This window comes from Paenibacillus sp. FSL R7-0273, from assembly GCF_000758625.1.
GTDB lineage: Bacteria > Bacillota > Bacilli > Paenibacillales > Paenibacillaceae > Paenibacillus_AQ.
The window spans coordinates 966,102-987,777 of sequence record NZ_CP009283.1; the positions used below are offsets into that span (position 1 = coordinate 966,102).

Annotated in this window: 14 protein-coding genes and 1 riboswitch; of the genes, 10 read left to right on the top strand and 4 right to left on the bottom strand. The window is 53.7% G+C overall.

Features of this window, described 5'->3' with window-relative positions; translation table 11 throughout:
* Positions 1–281: 281 nt before the first annotated feature.
* Positions 282–489: riboswitch (cobalamin riboswitch) on the top strand.
* 244 nt (positions 490–733) lie between these two features.
* From R70723_RS31870 to R70723_RS04210, 6 genes are all read left to right on the top strand, one after another.
* Positions 734–5,920: an S-layer homology domain-containing protein gene (locus R70723_RS31870; protein WP_052421178.1), complete on the top strand. Its 5,187-nt coding sequence runs from the start codon at positions 734–736 to the stop codon at positions 5,918–5,920.
* Between the two features lie 240 nt (positions 5,921–6,160).
* Positions 6,161–7,030 (top strand): DUF4430 domain-containing protein, encoded by an 870-nt coding sequence (locus R70723_RS04190; RefSeq protein ID WP_047171017.1) that lies wholly within the window; start codon positions 6,161–6,163, stop codon positions 7,028–7,030.
* Positions 7,027–7,971: an energy-coupling factor transporter transmembrane component T gene (locus R70723_RS04195; RefSeq protein WP_052421179.1), complete on the top strand. Its 945-nt coding sequence runs from the start codon at positions 7,027–7,029 to the stop codon at positions 7,969–7,971. The genes R70723_RS04190 and R70723_RS04195 overlap by 4 nt, the downstream gene beginning before the upstream one ends.
* Positions 7,887–9,581 (top strand): ABC transporter ATP-binding protein, encoded by a 1,695-nt coding sequence (locus R70723_RS04200; protein WP_039870047.1) that lies wholly within the window; start codon positions 7,887–7,889, stop codon positions 9,579–9,581. Before R70723_RS04195 ends, R70723_RS04200 begins: the two co-directional genes overlap by 85 nt.
* The gene (locus R70723_RS04205; RefSeq protein WP_039870049.1) at positions 9,554–10,249 is read left to right on the top strand and encodes an ECF transporter S component; all 696 of its coding nucleotides are present in this window, start codon (positions 9,554–9,556) and stop codon (positions 10,247–10,249) included. Before R70723_RS04200 ends, R70723_RS04205 begins: the two co-directional genes overlap by 28 nt.
* A gap of 142 nt (positions 10,250–10,391) precedes the next feature.
* Positions 10,392–12,101 (top strand): methyl-accepting chemotaxis protein, encoded by a 1,710-nt coding sequence (locus tag R70723_RS04210; protein WP_039870051.1) that lies wholly within the window; start codon positions 10,392–10,394, stop codon positions 12,099–12,101.
* Between the two features lie 105 nt (positions 12,102–12,206).
* Here R70723_RS04210 and qoxD read toward each other — a convergent pair whose 3' ends face one another.
* From qoxD to qoxA, 4 genes are all read right to left on the bottom strand, one after another.
* Positions 12,207–12,500, bottom strand: a complete 294-nt coding sequence (qoxD, locus tag R70723_RS04215) for a cytochrome aa3 quinol oxidase subunit IV (protein WP_039870052.1) — start codon at positions 12,498–12,500, stop codon at positions 12,207–12,209.
* A gap of 1 nt (position 12,501) precedes the next feature.
* Positions 12,502–13,098 carry a cytochrome aa3 quinol oxidase subunit III gene (gene qoxC / locus R70723_RS04220; RefSeq protein ID WP_039870053.1) on the bottom strand — a complete coding sequence of 199 codons (597 nt, stop codon included), beginning with the start codon at positions 13,096–13,098 and terminating at the stop codon, positions 12,502–12,504.
* Positions 13,095–15,038, bottom strand: coding sequence for a cytochrome aa3 quinol oxidase subunit I (gene qoxB, locus R70723_RS04225; protein WP_039870054.1), 1,944 nt, complete (start codon positions 15,036–15,038; stop codon positions 13,095–13,097). The genes qoxC and qoxB overlap by 4 nt, the downstream gene beginning before the upstream one ends.
* Positions 15,039–15,114: 76 nt before the next feature.
* Complete coding sequence (qoxA, locus tag R70723_RS04230) at positions 15,115–16,125, bottom strand: cytochrome aa3 quinol oxidase subunit II (protein ID WP_039870055.1); 1,011 nt, start codon at positions 16,123–16,125, stop codon at positions 15,115–15,117.
* A 536-nt stretch (positions 16,126–16,661) separates the two neighbouring features.
* Here qoxA and R70723_RS32525 point away from each other — a divergent pair.
* The 4 genes from R70723_RS32525 to R70723_RS04250 all read left to right on the top strand — a co-directional run bounded on the left by R70723_RS32525 (position 16,662) and on the right by R70723_RS04250 (position 21,603).
* Positions 16,662–17,768 carry a polysaccharide deacetylase family protein gene (locus R70723_RS32525; protein ID WP_231574821.1) on the top strand — a complete coding sequence of 369 codons (1,107 nt, stop codon included), beginning with the start codon at positions 16,662–16,664 and terminating at the stop codon, positions 17,766–17,768.
* A 593-nt stretch (positions 17,769–18,361) separates the two neighbouring features.
* Complete coding sequence (locus R70723_RS04240) at positions 18,362–18,748, top strand: GntR family transcriptional regulator (protein ID WP_039870057.1); 387 nt, start codon at positions 18,362–18,364, stop codon at positions 18,746–18,748.
* Positions 18,741–19,643 carry an ABC transporter ATP-binding protein gene (locus R70723_RS04245; RefSeq protein ID WP_039870059.1) on the top strand — a complete coding sequence of 301 codons (903 nt, stop codon included), beginning with the start codon at positions 18,741–18,743 and terminating at the stop codon, positions 19,641–19,643. Before R70723_RS04240 ends, R70723_RS04245 begins: the two co-directional genes overlap by 8 nt.
* Positions 19,618–21,603 (top strand): DUF6449 domain-containing protein, encoded by a 1,986-nt coding sequence (locus tag R70723_RS04250; RefSeq protein ID WP_039870061.1) that lies wholly within the window; start codon positions 19,618–19,620, stop codon positions 21,601–21,603. Before R70723_RS04245 ends, R70723_RS04250 begins: the two co-directional genes overlap by 26 nt.
* The last annotated feature ends 73 nt before the right edge of the window (positions 21,604–21,676 follow it).

Here is a 21,676-nt window from a genome sequence, read left to right on the forward strand (position 1 = left end):
TGTGGCGGATGGGTGGCTGAGCAGGAGTAGGGTGATGGGAGAGATGGTTTGGTTTGCGCGGCAGGGGGTTGAGTAATTAGTATGTGCTTGGAGACCTGAGTCGGAGTGGCATAGTCTGCACGGGCAAGAGTTTCTTACGCACGCGTATGTCAGACAGGAGAGAATCTGCTTCCTTACGCCGTTTCTCCTACCGCACAGTTGACATAGGATGGAATGAGATTGTAACAGCTTTTCTATAGACATAGAGGGAAATACTAGCTATGATTATGAATATTAAAATTTAATAAGCTATTGAAAAGGGTGCGCGTTCTTTTGTTTCATAGAACCGCTTAATAGGGAAGGCCGGTGCAAATCCGGTGCGGTCCCGCCACTGTAAATGCAGAGCGACTCCTGCTGTTGCGCCACTGTCCGGCTGTTATGAGGGCGGGAAGGCAAGGGGGGAAGCGATGAGGCATAAGCCAGGAGACCTGCCTTTTTCACAGACGTTTCACTTCTTCGTGGGGTAAGAATGCGGAACATATGCAGATGAACTGCGGCTCCGGGCATTGGTGTGCCTTGCAGTAGGTACACTCGCTTGCATGCGCTTGTAATCAGCAAGCTTAGCTCGCAGCTGTCCAGCCGTTAATTTGTATTCTTCCCGGCCGCCCTTAATAAGGGCGGTTTTTATGTTGGGTTAAGGTTTTCAGGCTGTGTGTTTCCGCCAATCATTCTATTAACAGAAAAGAGGGTAACGATGAAAAAGAAATTCTCTGCCAGGTTCCTGAGACTCAGCCTGGCTTTATTGCTGGTCATCTCGATTATCGGGGGGGCTGTTGTCCCTTCCGGCCAAAGCTATGCCGCAGCGGATGCTTCGGCGGTTCAAGGAGCGGCAAGTGTAACGGATGCTGTGTATGCAGCGGAGGATTCCTCCTCAGAACTGCTGAGTACGCTGGCGGCAGCGACGGCAAATCAGCAGGTTACTGTAAAAGAAGCGACATACAAAACTGCCGAGTATATTCTTGGCAGCGGTGAAGCATTATCGGAATGGCAGGCCATTGGACTGGCCCAGGCCGGCTATGATGTGCCTGACAGCTATGTACAGAAGCTTGAGCAGCGGGTTAATGATGTCAACGGCAGCTTTGCCAACGTGACGGATTATGCGCGGATTGCACTTGCCGTGAAGGCTGTAGGTGCGGATCCGGAGAGCTTTGCCGGCAACGGCTCCTCCGCCGGCTATAATCTGATCGAGAAAATTTATAACAGCGATCGCATCAGCGGACAGACGCTGAACGCCCCGGTATATGCGCTGCTTGCGCTGGATTCCGGAAATTATACTATTCCGGGCGATGCCAAATGGAGCAAGAGTGCGCTGTTAAGCGAGATTCTGGCCAAGCAGAATGCCGATGGCGGCTTCGCCCTATCCTTAGGTGCAAGCATCCCGGATATGACCGCTATGGCTTTAACGGCACTTGCTGCCCACCAGAATGACCCGGCAGTAGCGACTGCCGGACAGAAGGCGGTAGCCTGGTTATCCGCTGCACAGGACAGTAAAGGCGGATACGGCGACAACAGTGAATATGCCGCACAGTCTATCATTGGACTGACTTCCTACGGTATAGATCCGGCAGGCGCTGAGTTTACTAAAGCAGAAGGCGATCTGATCTCAGGACTGCTGAGCTTCTTCAGAGCCGGAGGCGGCTTTGCCCATGAATCGGCGGGCGCCGCCAATGCGTTTGCCACAGAACAAGGGCTGCAGGCGCTGGCTGCCTACAATCTGTTCAGCGGCGGCAATAACGGCAAGCTGTATGATTTTACTAAACCGGCAACGCAGAATCCGCTGGTCTATGTACCGCTTGTAATCGAAGGGCCGCAGGGAACACTGGGGCAAGGCAATGCTTATGCAGGCAATGCCCTTGAAGCGCTGGAGAAGGTGGCAGCCCAGAACGGACTGGCACTTAAGAACCCTTCAGGAAATTATGTTACGGCAATCGGCAATGTGGCTGCGGGCATGTTCGGAGGCTGGGATGGCTGGAGCTATGCTGTAGTCAGAGGGGGACAGTGGCTGTACCCGGATGTAGGCATGAAGGCTTTCAGTCTCAAGAGCTCAGACCGGGTTGTCGTTTATTATGGGGGTGCTAAAACCCAGCTTGTTGAATCAGTGATTTTGTCCAAAGCTCAGCCTGCAGAAGATGAGGCTTTTGACGTTACTGTTTCACAGATTACATGGATCTGGGATAGTGCTGCCTCTACTTCAAATCCGGTGACTTCAAAAGCTGCCGGGGTCGAGGTCACAATCGGCGGCCAAAAGGCGGTTACGGATCAGAACGGGGTAGCGGTCTTTAAAGAAGGACTGGCAGAAGGGAACTATACACTGACCGTTACCGGCTATGCTGAAGGTCAGGCTCCGGCGATTGTTAAATACACACAGGGTGTAACCGTAGTTTCAGGCAATGTATCTGCTCATATGACGGTCGAAGGGCCGGAAGGCCCAGTAGCAGAAGGGACGGTAAAAGCCGCTAATGTGCTGGCAGCATTGAAGAAGCTTACAGCAAATCAGGACATACCGCTCAAGCTTACGGATTCTGCTTATGGTCCTTATGTATCCGGCATAGACGGAATAGAGAGCGGGACCTATGGCGGCTACTGGAATTTTGCAGTCAAACGCAGTGGGGTGTGGATTTACCCGGCTGTAGGCATGGGAGCCTATGAGCTCCAGCAGTCTGACCAGGTTCTCATTTACTTTGCAGGAGCAGATACACAAATAATAAATACGGTAACTGTAACTCCGGAACAGCCAAAGCCGGATGAGGCCTTTACGGTTAAAGTGAAGCAGGCTAAATGGGATTGGGACAGCAATAGTCCGGCAGAATCACCTGCTGCTGGTGTACAAGTAACAGCGGGCGGCATAACTGTAACAACGGACAGCAGCGGCACGGCTGCTTTTGAGCAGGGTCTGCCTGCCAAAATTCATACGCTGACAGTAACCGGCTACGTCAAGGGGGCTGTCCCAAAGGTTGCCCGCTACGCAGAGTCCCTGAAGGTAGCACCGGGAAATGTTACAGCCAGCCTGGCGATTGAAGGGCCGCAGGGGGTTCTAGCCGAAGGTACGCTGGATGCGTTCAACGCTTATGATGCGCTGCAGCAGCTGACGGCTTCCCGCAGCATTGCGCTGCAGGCCACCGATTCCCAGTACGGCATTTTCGTTCAGGGAATCGGCGGGATTGAAGGCGGAGTTTACCACAAAGACGGATATTGGAGCTTTGCCGTATCCCGCGGCGGTAAATGGATCTATCCTGAAACCGGAATGAACGATTTTGTACTACAGGCGTCAGACAAGGTGCTGATCTATTACGGCGGCAGCAGTACACAGCTTGTTGATTCAGTGGCGGTTACGCCTGCACAGCCTAAGCAGGGTGAAGCGTTCACGGTCAAGGTTGAAAAGATCGCACAAATCTGGGGTGCGAACCCTGTACCTGATCTGCTTGTTTCTAAGGCTGCAGGGGTCCAGGTCAGCGCCGGTGGAGTTACAGCTGTAACAAACGCTGAGGGGGTAGCTGCTTTCGGACAAGGCCTGCCTTCCGGTACACATACACTGGCTGTAACGGGATATGCTGAAGGCCAGCTGCCAGGCATCGTCCGTTATACACAGGTGTTGACGATTGCGCCTCCGGCCACGGTTCCTCAGCCGGCCACGGCGACTATTTCCGTAACAGGGGATAGCCTGAAAGGCACGATCCTCTCCAGTACAACTGTAACGCTGAACGAAGGCGAGACAGCGTACAGCCTGCTGGTCCGCCAGCTTGGAAGCAAAGTGGTGGGCAGAGGAACGGGCAGTGATATCTATGTTGAATCCATCGACGGGCTGGCTGAAAGAGCCCGCGGGCCAGAGAGCGGCTGGAAGTATTCTGTTAACGGCACGGAGCCGAATTATAGTGCAGCAAGCTACAGGCTAAGCAATGGCGATAATGTGGCTTGGTATTATATCAACGAACTCGGGGCATCCGGCGGCTTGGGTAGCGGAGCAGGAGCAGGAGTTAGCGGTGTTAAAATCACTGCAGACAATATGCTTCCGCTTCAGCAGGCCGGCCAGACGACAGCCGTAACCGGCACCCTGATGACAGCGGAAGAGGCAGCAGCGCTTCAAAAGCTGCTCACCGCCAATGTAGCCACCTTCCGGCAGAATGTAACTCCGGGTGCAGCGTCTGTACTGAAGGACAGCGCCGGTGAAGTCCAGCTGCAGCTTCCGGCAGGCTCGGTGTCCAGTACGGTTGAGATTATTGTCCAGGAGCTGCCTGCAAGCCGGCCAGAAGTGGTATCCGGAATGTATGATTTCCAGCCTGACGGTACGAAGTTCCTGAATGAAGTAGATCTGCTGATTCAACTCCCGGTCACGACAGCCAATCAGGCGAATCTGGCACTGGCGTGGCTGAACGAGAATACCGGCAACTGGATTCCTGTTCCGGCAGTGCTTAATGCCAAAACAGGGGTCATTACCGGTAAAATCAGCCACTTCACAACATATGCAGTCGTAGACCGCAGTAAGTATGAACCGCAGCGTGACCAGCTGGACGCAGATATTACAGCTACAGCTAAAACGGTGGCAGCAGCAGAGGAGCTGAGCGACTGGCAGGCAATTGGCCTGGCCCGTACCGGCCATGCTGTACCGGCAAGCTATCTGGACGCTGTGAAGGAGCAGCTTGCTGCAAGCAACGGTGAATTCCGCAAGGTAACGGACTATGAGCGACTGGTGCTGGCTGCGGCTGCAGCCGGGGCAGATCCGCAGAATATCGGCGGATATAATCTGATCGAGAAGATTTATAACAGCGGCAATATGGCGGGCCAGGGCAGTAACGGATTGATTTTTGGCCTGATTGCCCTGGACAGCGGCTCCTATCAGGTGCCTGCAAATGCGCTGTGGACCAAGGAACGTCTGATTGCTTCCATCCTGGAGCTGCAGAGCAAGGACGGCGGCTTCCCGCTGACTGCCGGGGGAACCGAGGATGTAGACCTGACAGCGATGGCTGTCACGGCGCTCTCCGCCCATACGCAGCAGAAGACAGTTCAGGCTGCCCTGGAAAAGGCGGTTGCCTGGCTGTCACAGCAGCAGCAGGAGAATGGAGGCTATAAGGCTTCAGGTACTGAAAACAGTGAAAGCACCGCACAGGTCATCATTGCCCTCAGCAGTGCCGGCATAGGTCCGGGAGATGTCCGTTTTGTAAAAGAAAAGGGCGGACTGCTGAGCCATCTGGCTTCATTTAGACAGGCAGACGGCAGCTATGCCCATGCTGCAGGGCAGCAGGGCAACGGACTGGCTACTGAACAGGCACTGCTGGCATTGTCAGCCTACAGCAGGTTCCTGGCAGGTGATGACAAGCTGTTCAGCATTACACCGGCGGCAGTGAACGAAGCCAGATTTGCCGATGAGAATCAAATTTCTGCCTGGGCTCTAGCTTCCGTACAAGCAGCTTATAGCCAGGGACTGATGAAGGGTGTCAGTGAGACAGAGCTGGTCTTTGCTCCCAAGCAGAAGATCACCCGTGCAGAATTCGCGGCACTGCTGTTAAGACTGGCAGGCGAAGCTCCGGCGGATTCCCCGGCAGCTTCTGTATTCAGTGATGTAAAGGCCGGCTCGTGGTATTACGGAACGGTGCTGAAGGCGAAGGAGCTGGGAATCATCTCAGGTGTTAGCGATACTGTCTTCAATCCTGACGGCTATATTACCCGTCAGGATATGGCGGTCATGATCATGAGAGCCTTTAAGCTGGACAGCAGCGGCACAGCCGGTGCCTTTACGGACGAAAGCCGGATCAGCAGCTATGCGCTGTCCGCTGTCCGCACTGTATCGCAGCTGGGCTATATGAGCGGTTATAACGGCGCCTTTGATCCGGCAGCTGCGGTAACCCGGGAAATGGCTGCAGTAGTGGCAGTGCGGCTGCCGTAAAGCGCCGCAGCGTGCGAAGCGAAAGATTACAAAGATGGGGCAGATTTAGCGCCCGATTTAAGCTAAAATAGTATAAGCTTAATGATAGGGATAGAACGGGGGCATAGGGCTCTCGTTCTTTCCCTTTTTTCAAAGAGAAAAGAAAAAAGGTATTTAGCCCCGCCTTGCATGTAAGCTGCCGCAATTGGCATCAAGGCAAGCTTCTGTCTGGCGGGTTTATTTCAGGAGGTGCAAAGAGTAATGACCAGACCGGCTATCCGCCGTTTGCTTCCGCCGGCGCTTCTGCTGCTGGCAGCGCTCCTGCTGCCGGGCTGCGCAGCCCCCGGCGGGAATGACACTGCCGCCCCGTCCGGCGGCAGCCCAATTGCCACGGCTGCGGCACAGAGCCCGCAGCCGGCGGCCACCGCGTCTCCGCAGCCCGGAGACGCTGCCGCTACTGCCCCGCCGTCCGCGCCGGCGGGGAACACCACGCCGTCTCCCGCAGCCGCGGAGACGGCCCCTCAGGGCGCGGCTGCAGCCGCCGCGCCAGCCACACCGCCTGCGGGCAGCAGCCCCGCAGGCACAGCCGCGCCGGACGCGTCCCGTCCGGCGGCCTCGGCTGCGGCGCCGCCCGCCAAGGGCGCCGGCGCAACGGCAGCGGCAGCGGCGAAGCCGTCCGCTGCCGCAAGCCCCTCTGCCGGCGCTGCGAAGCCGGCAGCCACGGCGCCGCCGCAGCCTGCGGCGACGGCCAAAGCTACAGCGGCTGCTCAGCCTGCCGCTGTGGCGGACACAGCCGTCATCTCCATTACAGGAGATGCGGAGCACGGGGTGATTCTTGCGCCGGCGGCGTTCGAAATCAAGGAAGGCGAAAGCGCGCTGGATCTGTTGAAGCGGATTACCCGGCAGCATAAGATCCAAATGGAATTTCAGGGAGCCAAGGGCTTTGCTTATGTTGAAGGCATAGACAATCTGTATGAACTGGATCATGGCGCGGAGAGCGGCTGGATGTACAGGGTGAACGGGGAGTTCCCGGACAAGAGTGCCGGAAGCTACACTGTACAGCCCGGGGATACAATAGAGTGGCTGTATACCCTGGATCTCGGCAAGGATATCGGAGCCAAAGCGCCATGAGCAGCGGCTTTCGTGCCATGCATCCGGCAGTAGCCTTGCTCTATTATGCCGGGCTTCTGCTGTTCGCTGCGCTGCTGATGCACCCGCTATTCCTGATTACCGAGCTCGCGGGAGTCGTAATCCTCCTGCTGCTTCAGGGGCAGGGCCGGCAGCTGCTGCGCGGGCTGCCGTTCTATCTGCTGATGGCCGGCTCTGTAGCGGTGCTGAACCCGCTGTTCTCGCACAGGGGGGCACATATCCTGTTTTATTTATGGGATCAGCCTATTACGCTTGAGGCTGTGCTGTACGGGCTGATTATGATGCTGGTGCTGCTTACGATTCTTGTCTTATTCATCTCTTACAACTACACAGTAACAACAGATAAATTCATGTATGCCTTTGCCGCTGCTGCCCCCAAGACGGCGCTGCTGACGCTGATGGCCATCCGGTTTGTACCCCTGTTCCAGCGGAGGCTGCGCGAGATTACTATGATTCAGCGGTTCCGGGGCATTGATGCAGGTAAGGGCAGGCTTCGCAAAAGAATGCGTGACGGCATGACCCTGCTGAAGGTGCTGCTGACCTGGTCGCTGGAGGAAGCCCTGCAGACAGGCGATTCCATGAAGGCGCGGGGGTATGGTATCCGCAGACGCAGCACCTATTCAGTCTATAGAATGGACCGGTTCGACACAGCCGTGCTCCTGCTGCTTACAGCCAGCGGACTGATTCCGCTGATATTGTGGCTGCAGGGCTACGGAGCATTTGAAATCTATCCGCGTATGAAGCCGCTTGAATTCGGCGGAGGAGAAGCGCTGATGTATATCAGCTTCAGCCTGTTCGTGCTGATACCATCAGGCTTGGAAGGAAAGGAGATATGGCTATGGAGATCATCGCGGCGGAAGGCTTATCCTTCCGATATCCCGGAGCTGAACGGGACACGCTCCATGAGCTCACCTTCACAGTAGAGGAGGGGGAGTTTGTAGTGCTAATGGGCCCGTCAGGCGGGGGAAAGACGACGCTCCTGCGCCAGCTGAAGCGCGAGCTTACCCCTGTTGGGACTGAAAGCGGTGTAGTCCGTTATGCAGGACAGCCGCTGGCTGCTCTTCCGGCGGAACGGGCTGCGGCAGAGATCGGCATGGTTTTTCAGAATCCGGATGCGCAGATTGTGATGGATACCGTCTGGCATGAGCTTGCCTTCGGGATGGAGAATCTCGGCTATCCGCCGCAGGTGATGCGGAGCAGGCTGGCCGAGATGGCCGGGCTGTTCGGCCTGGAGCCGCTGCTGTACAAGCCGGTGCACGAGCTGTCCGGCGGACAGAAGCAGCTGCTCAACCTGGCCTCTGTTCTGCTGCTTCAGCCGAAGCTGCTGCTGCTGGATGAGCCGACCTCGCAGCTGGATCCGGTTGCGGCGCGTGAGTTCCTCCAGACCCTGCACAGGCTGAACGAGGAAATGTCGATGACCATTATCATTAGTGAGCATCGTCTGGAGGAGGTGCTTCCGCTCGCTGACCGGGTACTGCTTATGGAGAACGGGCTGCTGAAGGCGGCATGTCCTCCCCGCGAGCTTGTATCCAGAGCGGGCGGGGAGCCGTTTGCGGCAGTTCAGGCCTATCTGCCTACGGCAGCACGGCTGTTTCTGGAGCTGCCGGCGCTGAGCCGGGGCTTGCCAGAGTTCATACCGCTGACAGTCCGCGAGGGCAGACGCTGGCTCCATCAATATGCGGAGGCTGCAGCCCGCACAGCACCTGGGCTAATCCCGGCAGCAGCCGGTCAGACTGCTGAAGCGGTGCCTCTGCCCCAGGCAGCAGCAGGGGTCCCCCTGCTGAGCGCAAAGGAGGTTACCTTCCGCTATGAGAAGGAAGGCCGGGAGGTGCTCCGCAAGCTGAGCCTGACACTGTATCAGGGTGAGCTGCTTGCCATCCTGGGCGGCAACGGTGCTGGTAAGTCCACCCTGCTGCATGTGCTGAGCAGAATGGTTAAGCCGCAGCGCGGGAAGGTCGTAACGGCTGCCGGAATAACCGCCGGCTTTCTGGCCCAGAACCCGCTGCTGTATTTCAGCTACGATACTGCAATGGAGGAACTCCAGCATATGGCAGCTTCAGCCCGCCTTACACCGGATGAGGCTGAAGGCGAGATCAGCAGGCTGGTGGACATATTTGAGCTGGGACAGGTGCTGGAGAATCATCCGCATGACCTAAGCGGCGGCCAGCAGCAGAAGCTGGCCCTGGCGATGGTGCTGCTGCTCAAGCCTGCGGTATTGCTGCTGGACGAGCCGACCAAAGGGCTTGACCCGGCTGCAAAGGCCCGGTTTGCCGGTCTGCTTGCGCTTCTGCGGGAGCAGGGGATGAGCATTACTGTTGTAACCCATGATGTGGAGTTTGCTGCACGTTATGCTTCCCGCTGTGCACTGCTGTTTGACGGAAGTATTACGGCTGAGGGTGAGCCTGCAGCGTTTTTCAGCAGCAATTATTTCTATACAACTGCGGTCAACCGCATGGCGCGTGATTTGCTGCCCCGGGCATTGACCATTGAGGATGTGATGACAGCATGGCACGCTTACGCTACCCGCTCCTAATCGCTGTTGCGGTATTTTTGGCAGGGCTGTCGCTAATGGCAGCACTGAAGGACCGCCATTATATGCTGCTCAGCCTAGTGCTGCTCGGGGCGGCGCTGCTGCCCGTTTTTCTCCGGCTGGAACGCCGCAGGCTGGAGTCCAGGGAGCTGGTGCTGCTGGCTGTATTGTCGGCAATCGCCGCGGTCAGCCGGATTCCGTTCGCGGCGCTGCCCAGTGTGAAGCCGGTATCAGCCATTGTTATGCTGTCAGCCTATGTTTTCGGTGCTGAGGCGGGCTTCATTATCGGGGCGGTGGCTGCGCTTGTCTCGAACATCTATTTCGGACAAGGGCCATGGACGCCATGGCAGATGTTTGCCTGGGGGATGGCCGGGCTGAGCACCGGGTGGCTGCGGAATTCGTGGTGGATGAAGAAACGTGCCGGAATGCTGCTGTTTGGCTTTCTCTGGGGCTTTTTGTTCGGGTGGATCATGAACATCTGGTACATAATCAGCCTGCCGGATGCCTTCAGCTGGGGCCTTGTGGCCGCCGCTTTTGCTTCCAGCTTTTATTTTGACCTGGCCCATGCCTTGTCAAATGTCTTCTTTCTGGTTATACTCGCCGGAGGCTGGACCAGTGTGCTGGAACGCTTCCGCCGGAAATATGGGCTGCTTAAGGACTATACAGACTGAACTAACAACCCCTTAACAGAAAAAGCAGTAGTTCAAATCAGAATTCTTGTTTCGACAATATTTTTCACAATGCATCATTTTTCGACTTTTTTCGCCGATATAATATAGGTAGCAAGATTGGGAGAAGGCGGGAATAAGGATAATGAGGAATTTAAGAGTTGAATTTAAAATGGCAGTTCTGGTAGCCGTAGCTGTAATTCTGGTGATCGGCGTCGGCATGACCGGGATTCTGTTCACGGATAAGCTGGCTGACCGCTCGCAGGAGACCTACAGCCAGAATCTCATGCCCATTTATCTGGTAACGGAAATACGCGCCAATAACCGGGCGATTGAATCCTTTCTTCTGGAGGACCTGCTGGCAAGTTCGGCTGACCAAAGTGAGATGCTTGCTGAGCAGATTCAGGACCGGATTGAGCGGAACAATGAAGTGATGGAAGAGCTGAAAGCCGTTGACTTCACCAATGCTGCAGTCAGCAACGGAGTCAGTGAATATCTGTCGCTGCTTGAGGATTACCGGACACAGCGGGACAATATCATCCAGCTGGCAGGCAGGAACCTGAGCGAAGAAGGCTATCAGGTTTTTTCAGGCGGCGCCTTTAGTGAATTGCGGGCAAGAATGGTCAGCCTGCTGGATGATGCTTCGGCTGCACTGATAGAAGATGCTGAAGCACATAATGAATTGACGCTGGATAATGCCAGAACCTCACGTACCGTCAGCTCAATTCTAATCACTGCCGCATGGGTATTGTGCATTGCCATCAGCGTTGTAATTTCCCGGCTGATTACGAAGCCGTTGAAGGAGCTTCAGGCGCTGATGAACCGGGCGGAAGAAGGGGATCTGACGGTAACGGCTGCCTATACCTCCAGAGACGAGATCGGCCAGATTAACCAGTCCTTCAACTCGATGCTCGCCAGCCTGAAGCGGATGATGCAGGGCATCTCCGAGAGTGCAGAAATGCTGTCTGCTTCTTCCGAGGAGATGAGTGCCAGTGCAGAGCAGACTGCACGCGCTTCGCATCTGATTGCAGAGGCCTCCGGCGATATTGCTGCCGGCTTTGAGGCTCAGGCGAACAGTATTAACCGCACTACGGCATCCGTACAGACGATGGCAGAGGATATTGCGGCAGTTGAGCGCAGCAGCATGGATATGGCTGAGCTGATGGACGCTGCTGCCGCTTCGACTGAGCACGGTGCTGAGGCGGTAGACAGCATAATTACCCGGATGGGTGAAATTAACTCGAGTGTGGCCGCTACTCAGAATGTTGTCAGCAACCTGGGCAGCCTCTCTGAGGAGATTAACACGATCATTACTACAATCAATGCAATTGCTACCCAGACTAACCTGCTCTCGCTTAATGCATCCATTGAAGCTGCCAGAGCAGGGGAGCACGGCCGCGGCTTTGCCGTTGTGGCTGAAGAGATCCGCAAGCTGGCTGAAGCGACAGGCCAGAGCTCCCTGCAGGTTACAGAGATTATTACAGATATCCAGCAGCAGACGGGCAGTGCTGTCGATTCGATGACAGCCGGGTCTGAGCTTGTAGCGCTGGGTGTAGCGCAGAGTGAAGCGGTTTCTCTGGCTTTTGCCGATATTCAGTCGGCGATCCGTTCGGCTGTCCGGCAGACCGAGCAGATCAGAAACGCGGTTGAGCATGTCTCCGGAGAATCCCAGTCGGTGACAGAGGCGATGGAGCAGGTGAGTGAGGCTTCCCGGAAAGGCGCGGAGGATGTTCAGGATACCAGCGCCGCAAGTGAAGAGCAGCTGTCAGCAATGGGTGAGATGTCCACGTCTGCCCAGTACCTTGCTACACTGGCTGAGGACCTGCAGAAGGAGCTTGGAAGGTTCAAGCTATAGCTGTATAACAAACAATAGATATTAGCAGCACAGATACAGCAAAAATCCCCTGGAGCATTGAGCTCCAGGGGATTTTTAGTAGGAACAGGCATTAAGCTGTAAAGCTTAAGCGTACCAGCCCCATACGAAGATGAAGAGGGTACCGAAAAGGGTGATCAGACCTACGAACAAAGCATAGGCGATGTTGAGGTAAAGCTCTTTCTTGGTATCTGCCGATTCGCCGATGTGCATGAACACAAACAGCTGCAGGGAAGCCTGGATAAGTGCAGTGACCGTCAATACCACCACATTGGCTGTATGGGACAGATCGCCGTAAATGACAATCAGCGCAGCGGCTGAAAGGACCAGCGAGGCCAGATAGCCCATCACATGGCGGATCGGAAACAGTTGCTTTATCATATCACATCATTCCTTTCAGATAGACGAAGCTGAAGATGAAGATCCAGACTACGTCTAAGAAATGCCAGAACAGTGAGAAGATAAATGTTTTGTTGGCGGTAGCAGGGGTAATTCCCCGGCGCCACAACTGAATCATAATCCCTACTCCCCACAGGAAGCCGAAGCTGACGTGGGCACCGTGGGTTCCGAGCAATACGAACAGACTGGACAGGAACCCGCTGGTCTGCAGTGTGGCCCCTTCATGAACGTAGGTGAGGAACTCCTCAATTTCAACGCCGATAAAGCCAAGACCCATCAGCAGTGTAATCGCCATGAAGAACATCATGGCTTTCTTGTATCCGTGGCGCATAGCGTGCACCGCAAGACCGATTGTGAACGAGCTTGTCAGGAGCAGGAAGGTTGATATCAGCAAGGGGCCGATTTCAAAGATTTCTGGTCCGCTCGGTCCGTCGGCAAAACGGTTAACCATTACGAAGTATACAGTGAACAATGTAGCGAAGAGCGGGATTTCAGCTCCGAGGAAAACCCAGAAGCCGAAGATCTTGTTACTATTCTCTTCTGTTGAATATTCCAGCGGCTTCGACGCATCTATCTTCATACAGTCTCACCCCGCAGTTTCTTTTCAGTTGCAATAACTTCTTCGGCTGATACGTAGAAGCCGTGGTCCTGATCAAAGGACATCGCTGCCAGCATAACAATGACACCGACACCGGCGACAATAGCCGGAATCCACATGCTGAATACGAGGAAGAAGCCCAGGAAGAAGAAGATTACACCCAGGATAAACGGCTTCCCGGTATTGTTCGGCAAGTGAATCTTGGTGATTTTGTCTTCAAACAGCGGAACGTTCTTCTGTTTGGATTCCCAGAAAGGATCCAGGGATTTAACCTTAGGCACAATTGCGAAATTGTAAGCCGGGATCGGACTTGGTGTAGCCCATTCCAGGGTACGTCCATCCCACGGATCGCTTGTTGTATCTCTCGGCATGTAGCGGGTACTCCAGTAGATGTTGTACACCAGCAGCAGGAAGCCGATAGCCAGACCTACCGCTCCGGCGAATGACAGCATGTTCAGCGGACCGAAGCCGGTCTCTTCCGAATAGGTGTACATACGGCGGGTCATCCCCATCAGACCGAGGAAGAACAGCGGGAAGAAGGTTACGTTAAAGGAAATAATGATCCACCAGAAGGCGTGCTTGCCCAGACGCTCATTGAGACGGAAGCCGAATACTTTCGGGAACCAGTAGTGGAACCCGGCAATAACGGCGAACACCGCGCCCGGAATCAGGACATAGTGGAAATGCGCTACCAGGAACATCGTATTATGGTACTGGTAATCGGCACTGGCCATCGCCAGCATGACGCCGGTAACCCCGCCGATGGTAAAGATCGGGATAAAGGCCAGCGTGTACAGCATCGGTGTAGTAAAGGTTATTCGTCCCTTTCGCAGGGTGAACAGCCAGTTGAATATCTTGACCCCTGTCGGTACAGCAATCGCCATCGTGGTGATGGAGAAGAAGCTGTTGACCATTACGCCCTGACCCATGGTGTAGAAATGGTGCGCCCATACCAGGAAGGACAGGAGGGAGATAATAACCATACTGAATACCATGGAGGTATATCCGTACAGGTTCTTTTTGGAGAAGGTGGCGATAATTTCACTGTATATACCGAAGGCCGGCAATATAACAATGTATACTTCGGGATGTCCCCATACCCAGAAAAGGTTGGCCCAGAGCATATCCATCCCGCCGTTGGCCATCGTGAAGAACTGTGAACCGAACAGGCGGTCGAACATCATCAGTGCCAGTGCTACGGTGAGCACAGGGAAGGCGAAGACGATAATAACGTTTGTGATAAGGACAGACCAGGTGAACATCGGCATCTTCATCAGGGTCATGCCCGGAGCGCGCATTTTGAGGATGGTAACAATGAAGTTAACCCCTGTAATGAGCGTACCGATACCGGAAATCTGCAAGGCCAGAGAGTAGTAGTTGTTACCTACGGTCGGGCTGAACTCCAGACTCGCCAGCGGGAAGTAAGCGGACCAGCCTGCATCCGGTGAACCGCCGATGACGAAGGAGATGTTAAGCAGCATGGCCCCGAAAAAGAAGAGCCAGAAGCTGACGGCGTTAAGACGCGGGAAGGCAACGTCTCTTGCGCCAATCTGCAGCGGTATGATGACATTCATCAGACCGATGATAAACGGCATGGCCATGAAGAGGATCATGATCAGACCGTGGGTGGTAAAGACCTCATTGTAGTGCTGTGCATCAAGGAATTTCATTTCAGGCGCTGCAGTCTGCAGTCGCATCATCATGGCGTCGACGCCACCGCGGAAGAGCATCAGGAGGGCAGCAAGGATATACATAACCCCGATTTTCTTGTGGTCCACAGTGGTAAGCCATTCACGCCAGAGATAGCCCCACTTCTTAAAGTAGGTCAACCCGACGAGAATCCCGATGGTGGCAAGTGCGATGCTGATCATGGCTCCATAAATCAAGGGTTCGCCGTGAACCTTAAATTTCTCTAAATCCATTAGGGTGGCTCCTTTCAGGTTGTTGCTGTAGCATGCTTCATGCTATATAAGAGCTGTTTAGCTCCATGGTTGTTTGTTACTCGTGAGTATGCTCTTCGACAGGCGAGCTAGGCAGCGGCTCTTCTACCTCAGGGGCAGGATTGCTGTCGAACTCCGTCTGGCTGGAAGGTGCAGGGGAAGGATGAATTTCCTTGTTATCCTCGTGCTCTTCACCGCCGTTGTGCATATCCGTTTCCGTGCCGTGACCGCTCATATGCTCGCTGTGATCGCCTGGAGGCGGGCTGAATTCCAGATGGGTAGAGGAGTAAGTCTTGCGGCCGAGATGCTCGGCAGCCAGCAGGCCTTTGAATTCATCCTCAGTAAGCGCAGGCGCTGTTTCCTTCACTTCTTTTACCCAGTCCTGATAATCCGCGTCTGTCATAACCAGTGTCTCAAATTCCATATGGGCAAAGCCTTTGCCGCTGAAATTCGAGTTCTTTCCGATATAAGAGCCTACGGTATCACCGGAGAGGTTAAGGTAGGTGAGCATGTCGCTCATCGCGTATTTCTGTCCGGCCAGCTGCGGAACCCAGAAGCTGGTGATCGTCCCGAAGGAGTACAGTCTGAATTCTACTGCACGGTGAACCGGGATGTTCACGTAGTTTACCGTTTCAATGCCTTCCTCAGGATAGCTGAAATGCCATTTCCAGTTGGAGGAGGAGGCATAGATGACAAGCGGAGCCTGATCCTTATACTCGCTTGCAACATTCTCTACCGCATGAGTGGACTTTACAGTCACAACGGACAAAAAGGCTACGATGATAATCGGGATAATAATCCAGATCGCTTCAAGGACCTTGTTGCCCTCCTCATGTTCAGGAATGTAGCCTTCATTGCTCTTCTTTGCCCGGTATTTCACCAGGACGAAGATATATAAGATGTAGACAACTGCCAGGACAAACGCCATCACCACGATTGAGAGGATAATGGTGTCAGATAACGTCCGTGCAGCCGGGCCCTTAGGATTCAGTACGGCGAGCGAACTGCATCCCGGAAGAATAACGAGCAGGGCGAGAAACAAAGCGTATAACGGTCCCTTTTTTTTCATATAGAACTCCTTCCTTCAATAATTCTTTTCATTAGCCGTTCGTTGTTGGCTGGCGAAAAATTAACCTGTTTATATATTAAGAATTACTTACCCGAATTGCAAAATACATATTCTGTAAGAATATCTAGAAAAGACCTCAAAAATGGCGATAAAGTTAATAATATGTGATCAATTTGTTACAACTATTGTTATGTATGACAAACATCACTGTAGTAGCGGGCTTTAAGCTTATTTTAAGGTTGTTCAAACTTTGTTCAAAATTAGCTTAAAGTTACTAAAATCGTCACAATTATTATAGGTAAAACTGATTAAAATTAACCGCTTTCTTTGTTGGTGTGACAGCATTCGACGAAAGTTGCGCCCGATTTGTTAAAAGGGGATGCTGTGCTATATGTCACTGCGTGAAAAAGTAACAATATTTTAGGCGCCCGGTTACAATCTCTCAAATTTCGTTATATCTATGTATGGTAGAGTTAGATTCAAATATACATAGATTGGAGATTCTGCTTGTGCTTAAAAAAGGAATGCTTGTAATAATGTCTTTATTTGTATGTTTTGGTGTGCTGTATACTCCAGCAAGCGCTGCAGGAGCGGGCGTCAGCCTGAAGCTGGGTGTGAATGACAAGCTGACTGAAATTGAGGCTGTCCCGGTTCAGGGGAGCTACTACATTCCGCTGCGTGCGCTATCAACGGAGCTGAACTGGACAATTACCGGCCAGACAGACGGAATCGCGGTTGCAGCCGGCGGCAAATCCGCCCGTCTGCTTAATAATAACGGCGGACTTAAGCTGCAGGATGGAACGGTTGTGCCGGTGGACAGCTTTTTACGGAATGGCAGTCTGATGGTTCCGGTGAAAATAAGCAGCTACCTCGGATATAGCATAACCTTTCAGGGAGATAAATATTTACTGAGAGTACGGGATGCTTCAGCAGCACTGAGTGACAAGGCCTTCGTAGAGAAATATGGCGATAAGCTGAAGCCTCAGGCTGTCAGTACGCCTGCTCCCTCCGGGGACAATGCGGTTAAAGGGCGGACCCTGTACCTGACCTTTGATGACGGGCCGTCCGCAACCACCGCGCAGCTGCTGGATATCCTGGACAAATATGAGGTTAAGGCCACCTTCTTCATGCTCGGGCCGAACATGAACCGTTATCCTGCCCAGGTTAAGCGGACTCAGAAGAACGGGCACGGACTCGGGCTGCACGGGATGACCCACCGCAAGGAGAAGTTTTACGCTTCACCGGCAGCAGCGCTGGCTGAAATGACAGCAGACAATGCCGTGCTGAAGAAAATCAGCGGGGCAGAAACGACGCTCATCCGTCCCCCATACGGCAGTAAGCCATACTTCACCAAGAACTTTCGGGACAAGGTGCTGAATCAGGGCTACCACCTGTGGGACTGGAATGTCGATTCAGAGGACTGGCGGTACAAGGAAGACAGCGATAAGATCTATAACTCGGTTATGAGCCAAGTGCACAAGCTGCAGTCCTCCAAGACCAACCCAGTAATTCTGCTGCACGACCAAAAGGCCACATTGAAGGTGCTGCCGCGCCTGCTGGAGACCTTCAAGAAGGAAGGCTACAGCTTTGCTGTAATCACCAAGGATATGAAGCCGCTAAATTTCTGGAATGATGAGCGGTAAGCGGGGAGCTTATTGCGTGTTGTAAAAATGTTTGTGAAAAGAGGCCGGCAGACTCAGTCTGCTGGCTTTTTTGCTGCTTGCGAGCTGCTTGCGAGCTGCTTGCGTACAGACGTTACTGGTGGCGGAACTGCGAAGTTGGAATAAGTGTATTTGGTGCAACTAAAGTGGCATGTAGCGCTGCTTTTTCAGGAATAAATGTATTCCGTGCAATTAAAACCGGCGGATAGCCTGATTTGGCTGGAATTACCGCGATATAAGTGTACAGAGTGCAGTTATAGCCGACCAAGACTCAAAAATGCCCTTTTTAGCTGCACAAAATGCAGCTATCCGCTGAGCTGCTAAATGGTAGCGATGTTGCTAGGGGCTGAATCGAGCTACCGGCACTGATTTTGATGAAAAAGCGGCGAAAATCCATCTCGATAACCTCGGACGACAGTAGCCCCCGAATAGCTAAATCAAAGAAACGGCTAACCGGCTCAAAGCGGGCAGGCCGTTTCTTTGCGTTGACAATTCCGGTTAACTGTATTAATAATAGTAGTACAGTTAATACACCTAAGTTTTCCATATTTGTAGCTTAGTAAAGGAGGGCGCCTATGTTCGAACTGGATGTCCGCAGCCGCAAGCCGATTTACGAGCAGCTGACTGACAAGGTGAAAGAAATGATTATGCACGGCATCCTGCAGGCGGACGAACAGCTTCCATCGGTCAGAACATTGTCCTCACAGCTCACAGTCAATCCCAATACGATACAGAAGTCTTACCGGGAGCTGGAGCGTGAAGGCTTTATTTATTCCCTGCCCGGAAAGGGGAGCTTTGTAGCGCCGCTGGCACAGGAACGCAGTGAGAGCCAGCGTACGGAGCTGCGCGGTCAGCTGCTGCGGCTGATGGCTGAGGCGGTCTATCTCGGCTTCACCGAGAGTGAGATCAGCGCATTATACCGGCAGGTTCTGGAACAAAGAGAGGGGGAGAAGCATGATTGAGATGCGCGGGGTAAGTAAAATCTTTCAGGGGGAAAAGGCGGTCGACTGCCTCTCGCTGACTGTACGGCAAGGAACGATCTACGGCCTGCTCGGGTCAAATGGTGCAGGCAAAACCACACTGCTGAAAACACTTGCCGGGATTTACCGGCCTGATGAAGGGACAGTTACAGTCGGCGGCGAGCCGGTCTTTGAAGCACCTGATATCAAGCGGAGGAATATTTTTATGCCGGACAGCCCGTATTTTTTCCCGCAGGCGTCGGTACGGAGTATGGCTGCATTTTACAGGTCGGTCTATCCTTCGTGGAGTGAGAAGCGCTTTGAGGAGCTGGGTACAGCTTTTAAGCTGGACCGGAAGCGGAAGCTCAGCAGATTCTCCAAGGGGATGCAGCGCCAGGCGGCTCTTTGGCTTGCACTGAGCTGTACGCCGGAGGTGCTGATTATGGACGAGCCGATTGACGGGCTTGATCCGGTCATGCGCCGGCAGATCAAGAATCTGCTGTTCCAGGAGGTGGCTGACCGCGGCCTCACTGTCCTGATCTCCTCGCACAATCTGCGGGAAATTGAAGATCTGTGTGACCATGTGGGCATTATGCACGGCGGCCGGATGCTGGTGGAGAAGGAGCTGGATGACCTGAAGGCGGACACGCATAAAATCCAGGTGGCCTTCCGCGATCAGCGCCACGCCGGCGCGCTTGAAGCGAAGCTGCAGATCCTCCATCAGGAGCAGCGGGGCAGTGTCAGCCTGTATATTGTTAAGGGAGACCGTGAGCGGATCGCACAGGCTTTTCATGTATATGAGCCGTATGTATTTGATCTGCTGCCGCTGACGCTTGAAGAAATCTTTATTTATGAAATGGGGGATGCCGGATATGATGCGCAGCCGATTCTTCTTTAACAGCAGTGTCATCCGCCAGAACTTGCGCCAGCACGGCTGGATCGGAATTATTTACTCGCTCGTCCTGTTATTTGCGCTGCCGCTGCAGCTGTTTTTGAATGATGATCCCAATCCGGAGCGCCGGTCTCTAGACAATCTGTTCTTCATTGGCGGGGAGATCCAGATGCTGTTCTCCGTTACGGTGCCGGTTGCGGCAGCCCTGTTCCTGTTCCGTTATCTGCAGGCCAAAGCGTCCTCCGACCTGTGGCACAGCCTGCCGCTGCGCCGGGAACACCTGCTGGTGTCGCATACCGTAAGCGGATTGATTCTGGTACTCACACCTGTCTGGCTGACTGCTGCAGTCACCGGAATTGTGAGGACACTTGATGGCAACATGTATATTTACTCCTGGGCGGACGTGGGGAAATGGTGCCTGACGCTGACGGTCCTTACGCTGTTCCTGTTTATTTTCAGTGTGTTTGTCGGTATCTGTACCGGCCAATCCGTGCTTCAGGGGGTAGTGATCTATGTTCTTCTGGCTCTGCCCGCCGTGCTGCTTATGCTGGTGAATGAACATTTCAGCATGTACCTGTATGGGTACCCTGCATGGTACGGATTAGGCGGCCGGAATGATGTCTGGTCCCCGCTGCTGCATATGATCTATGTCAAAACCAATCCGTTCACTGCCGGCTATCTGTGGCTTTATTCGGCACTGTCCGTCCTTTTGTTTGCCCTGTCCTTTCTGCTGTACCGTAAACGCCATGGGGAGAAGGCGGGGCAGGCGATCGCGTTCACGTACTTTAATCCGCTGTTCAAGGCGGGGGTCATGCTCTGTGCCATGCTACTCTCCGGCACTTATTTCGCTCATCTCCGGTACCAGCAGCTTGGCTGGATTATCGCAGGGCACCTGATCGGTGCTCTGGTCGGTTACATTGCTGCGGAGATGCTCATCCGTAAAACGTGGCTGATTCTGACCCGCAAGGCATCGCTGGAGTTTGCTGCATATGCGGCACTGCTGGGGCTTGTGCTGTATGTTCCGGTGTCCGGGCTCACCGGCTATGAGAAACGGGTGCCGGCTGCGGATAAGGTAGAGGGCGTGTTTGCTTCAGATAATTATTCAACATACGATGCCTACTGGAACAATGCACATCCCTTTACAGACAAAGTGAATCCCTTCATCAAGGATAAGGACTACGTTGAAGCTGTCCGCATGCTGCATCAGGCCATGACAAGCGCTAGGCCTCGTCCGCAGGGAGGGGAATACCGTGAATTTTATCTGACTTACAAGCTGGATAACGGCCGGACATTGAACCGGTCCTACCAGGTTCCCGTAGCCGGCTTTGAACCGGAGCTGCGCACAGTGATGGAGAGCCAGGGGTATAAAAGCACATTGTATAGACTTTTCCAGCTTGATAAAGAGATAGAGGGCATACGTTTCAGTCATTATAACAAGGCGCTTATTATCTCCAATCCGCAGGAGGTTAACGAGCTTAAAGAGATATTGAAACGGGAAATTATGAATATGAGCTATGAAGACCAGATGGGCGGGCAACGTTCTTATTCAAGCATTCAGATTATAGGCAAGCCGGATCCAGACTATCCTTACTTCTCCGATTACGAGTGGAAGCATTCCTTCAGTGAGCTGACGGAGTGGCTTGAGCAGCGGGGTTACGCAGACAAAATCCGTATTACTCCGGCAGATGTGAAATCAGCAGAGATTATTCCGAACGAATATGCCGGCCGATTCAGCGGCAATGACCGTTATGATCCCGAACGCCACTTGGAATTGGCACGCACGGAGAACCGTTTAGCTGCAGTTCAGGATGCGGCAGCGATTAAAGATATCCTTGACCGGGGACGATATTATACTAACTCTGAGGGTGGTTATCTGGTGAAGCTGGAATTCAAAGAAGGAAGAAGAGATTATATCACGCTGCGGGAAGAGGATCTGACTCCGGCAATTCAAGCATTTCTTCCGTAACCCTCGCTAGGACGCCGGTAAGCAGGCTTTTGCCGCCCCCGGGTTGACAGAAACTGGAGCCTTAGCTTATGCT

Excerpts from the sequence above, each read along its gene's own strand:
- R70723_RS31870 (WP_052421178.1), top strand. The coding sequence starts at position 734 with ATGAAAAAGAAATTCTCTGCCAGGTTCCTGAGACTCAGCCTGGCTTTA.
- R70723_RS04190 (WP_047171017.1), top strand. The coding sequence starts at position 6,161 with ATGACCAGACCGGCTATCCGCCGTTTGCTTCCGCCGGCGCTTCTGCTG.
- R70723_RS04195 (WP_052421179.1), top strand. The coding sequence starts at position 7,027 with ATGAGCAGCGGCTTTCGTGCCATGCATCCGGCAGTAGCCTTGCTCTAT.
- R70723_RS04200 (WP_039870047.1), top strand. The coding sequence starts at position 7,887 with ATGGAGATCATCGCGGCGGAAGGCTTATCCTTCCGATATCCCGGAGCT.
- R70723_RS04205 (WP_039870049.1), top strand. The coding sequence starts at position 9,554 with ATGGCACGCTTACGCTACCCGCTCCTAATCGCTGTTGCGGTATTTTTG.
- R70723_RS04210 (WP_039870051.1), top strand. The coding sequence starts at position 10,392 with ATGAGGAATTTAAGAGTTGAATTTAAAATGGCAGTTCTGGTAGCCGTA.
- qoxD (WP_039870052.1), bottom strand. The coding sequence starts at position 12,500 with ATGATAAAGCAACTGTTTCCGATCCGCCATGTGATGGGCTATCTGGCC.
- qoxC (WP_039870053.1), bottom strand. The coding sequence starts at position 13,098 with ATGAAGATAGATGCGTCGAAGCCGCTGGAATATTCAACAGAAGAGAAT.
- qoxB (WP_039870054.1), bottom strand. The coding sequence starts at position 15,038 with ATGGATTTAGAGAAATTTAAGGTTCACGGCGAACCCTTGATTTATGGA.
- qoxA (WP_039870055.1), bottom strand. The coding sequence starts at position 16,125 with ATGAAAAAAAAGGGACCGTTATACGCTTTGTTTCTCGCCCTGCTCGTT.
- R70723_RS32525 (WP_231574821.1), top strand. The coding sequence starts at position 16,662 with ATGTCTTTATTTGTATGTTTTGGTGTGCTGTATACTCCAGCAAGCGCT.
- R70723_RS04240 (WP_039870057.1), top strand. The coding sequence starts at position 18,362 with ATGTTCGAACTGGATGTCCGCAGCCGCAAGCCGATTTACGAGCAGCTG.
- R70723_RS04245 (WP_039870059.1), top strand. The coding sequence starts at position 18,741 with ATGATTGAGATGCGCGGGGTAAGTAAAATCTTTCAGGGGGAAAAGGCG.
- R70723_RS04250 (WP_039870061.1), top strand. The coding sequence starts at position 19,618 with ATGATGCGCAGCCGATTCTTCTTTAACAGCAGTGTCATCCGCCAGAAC.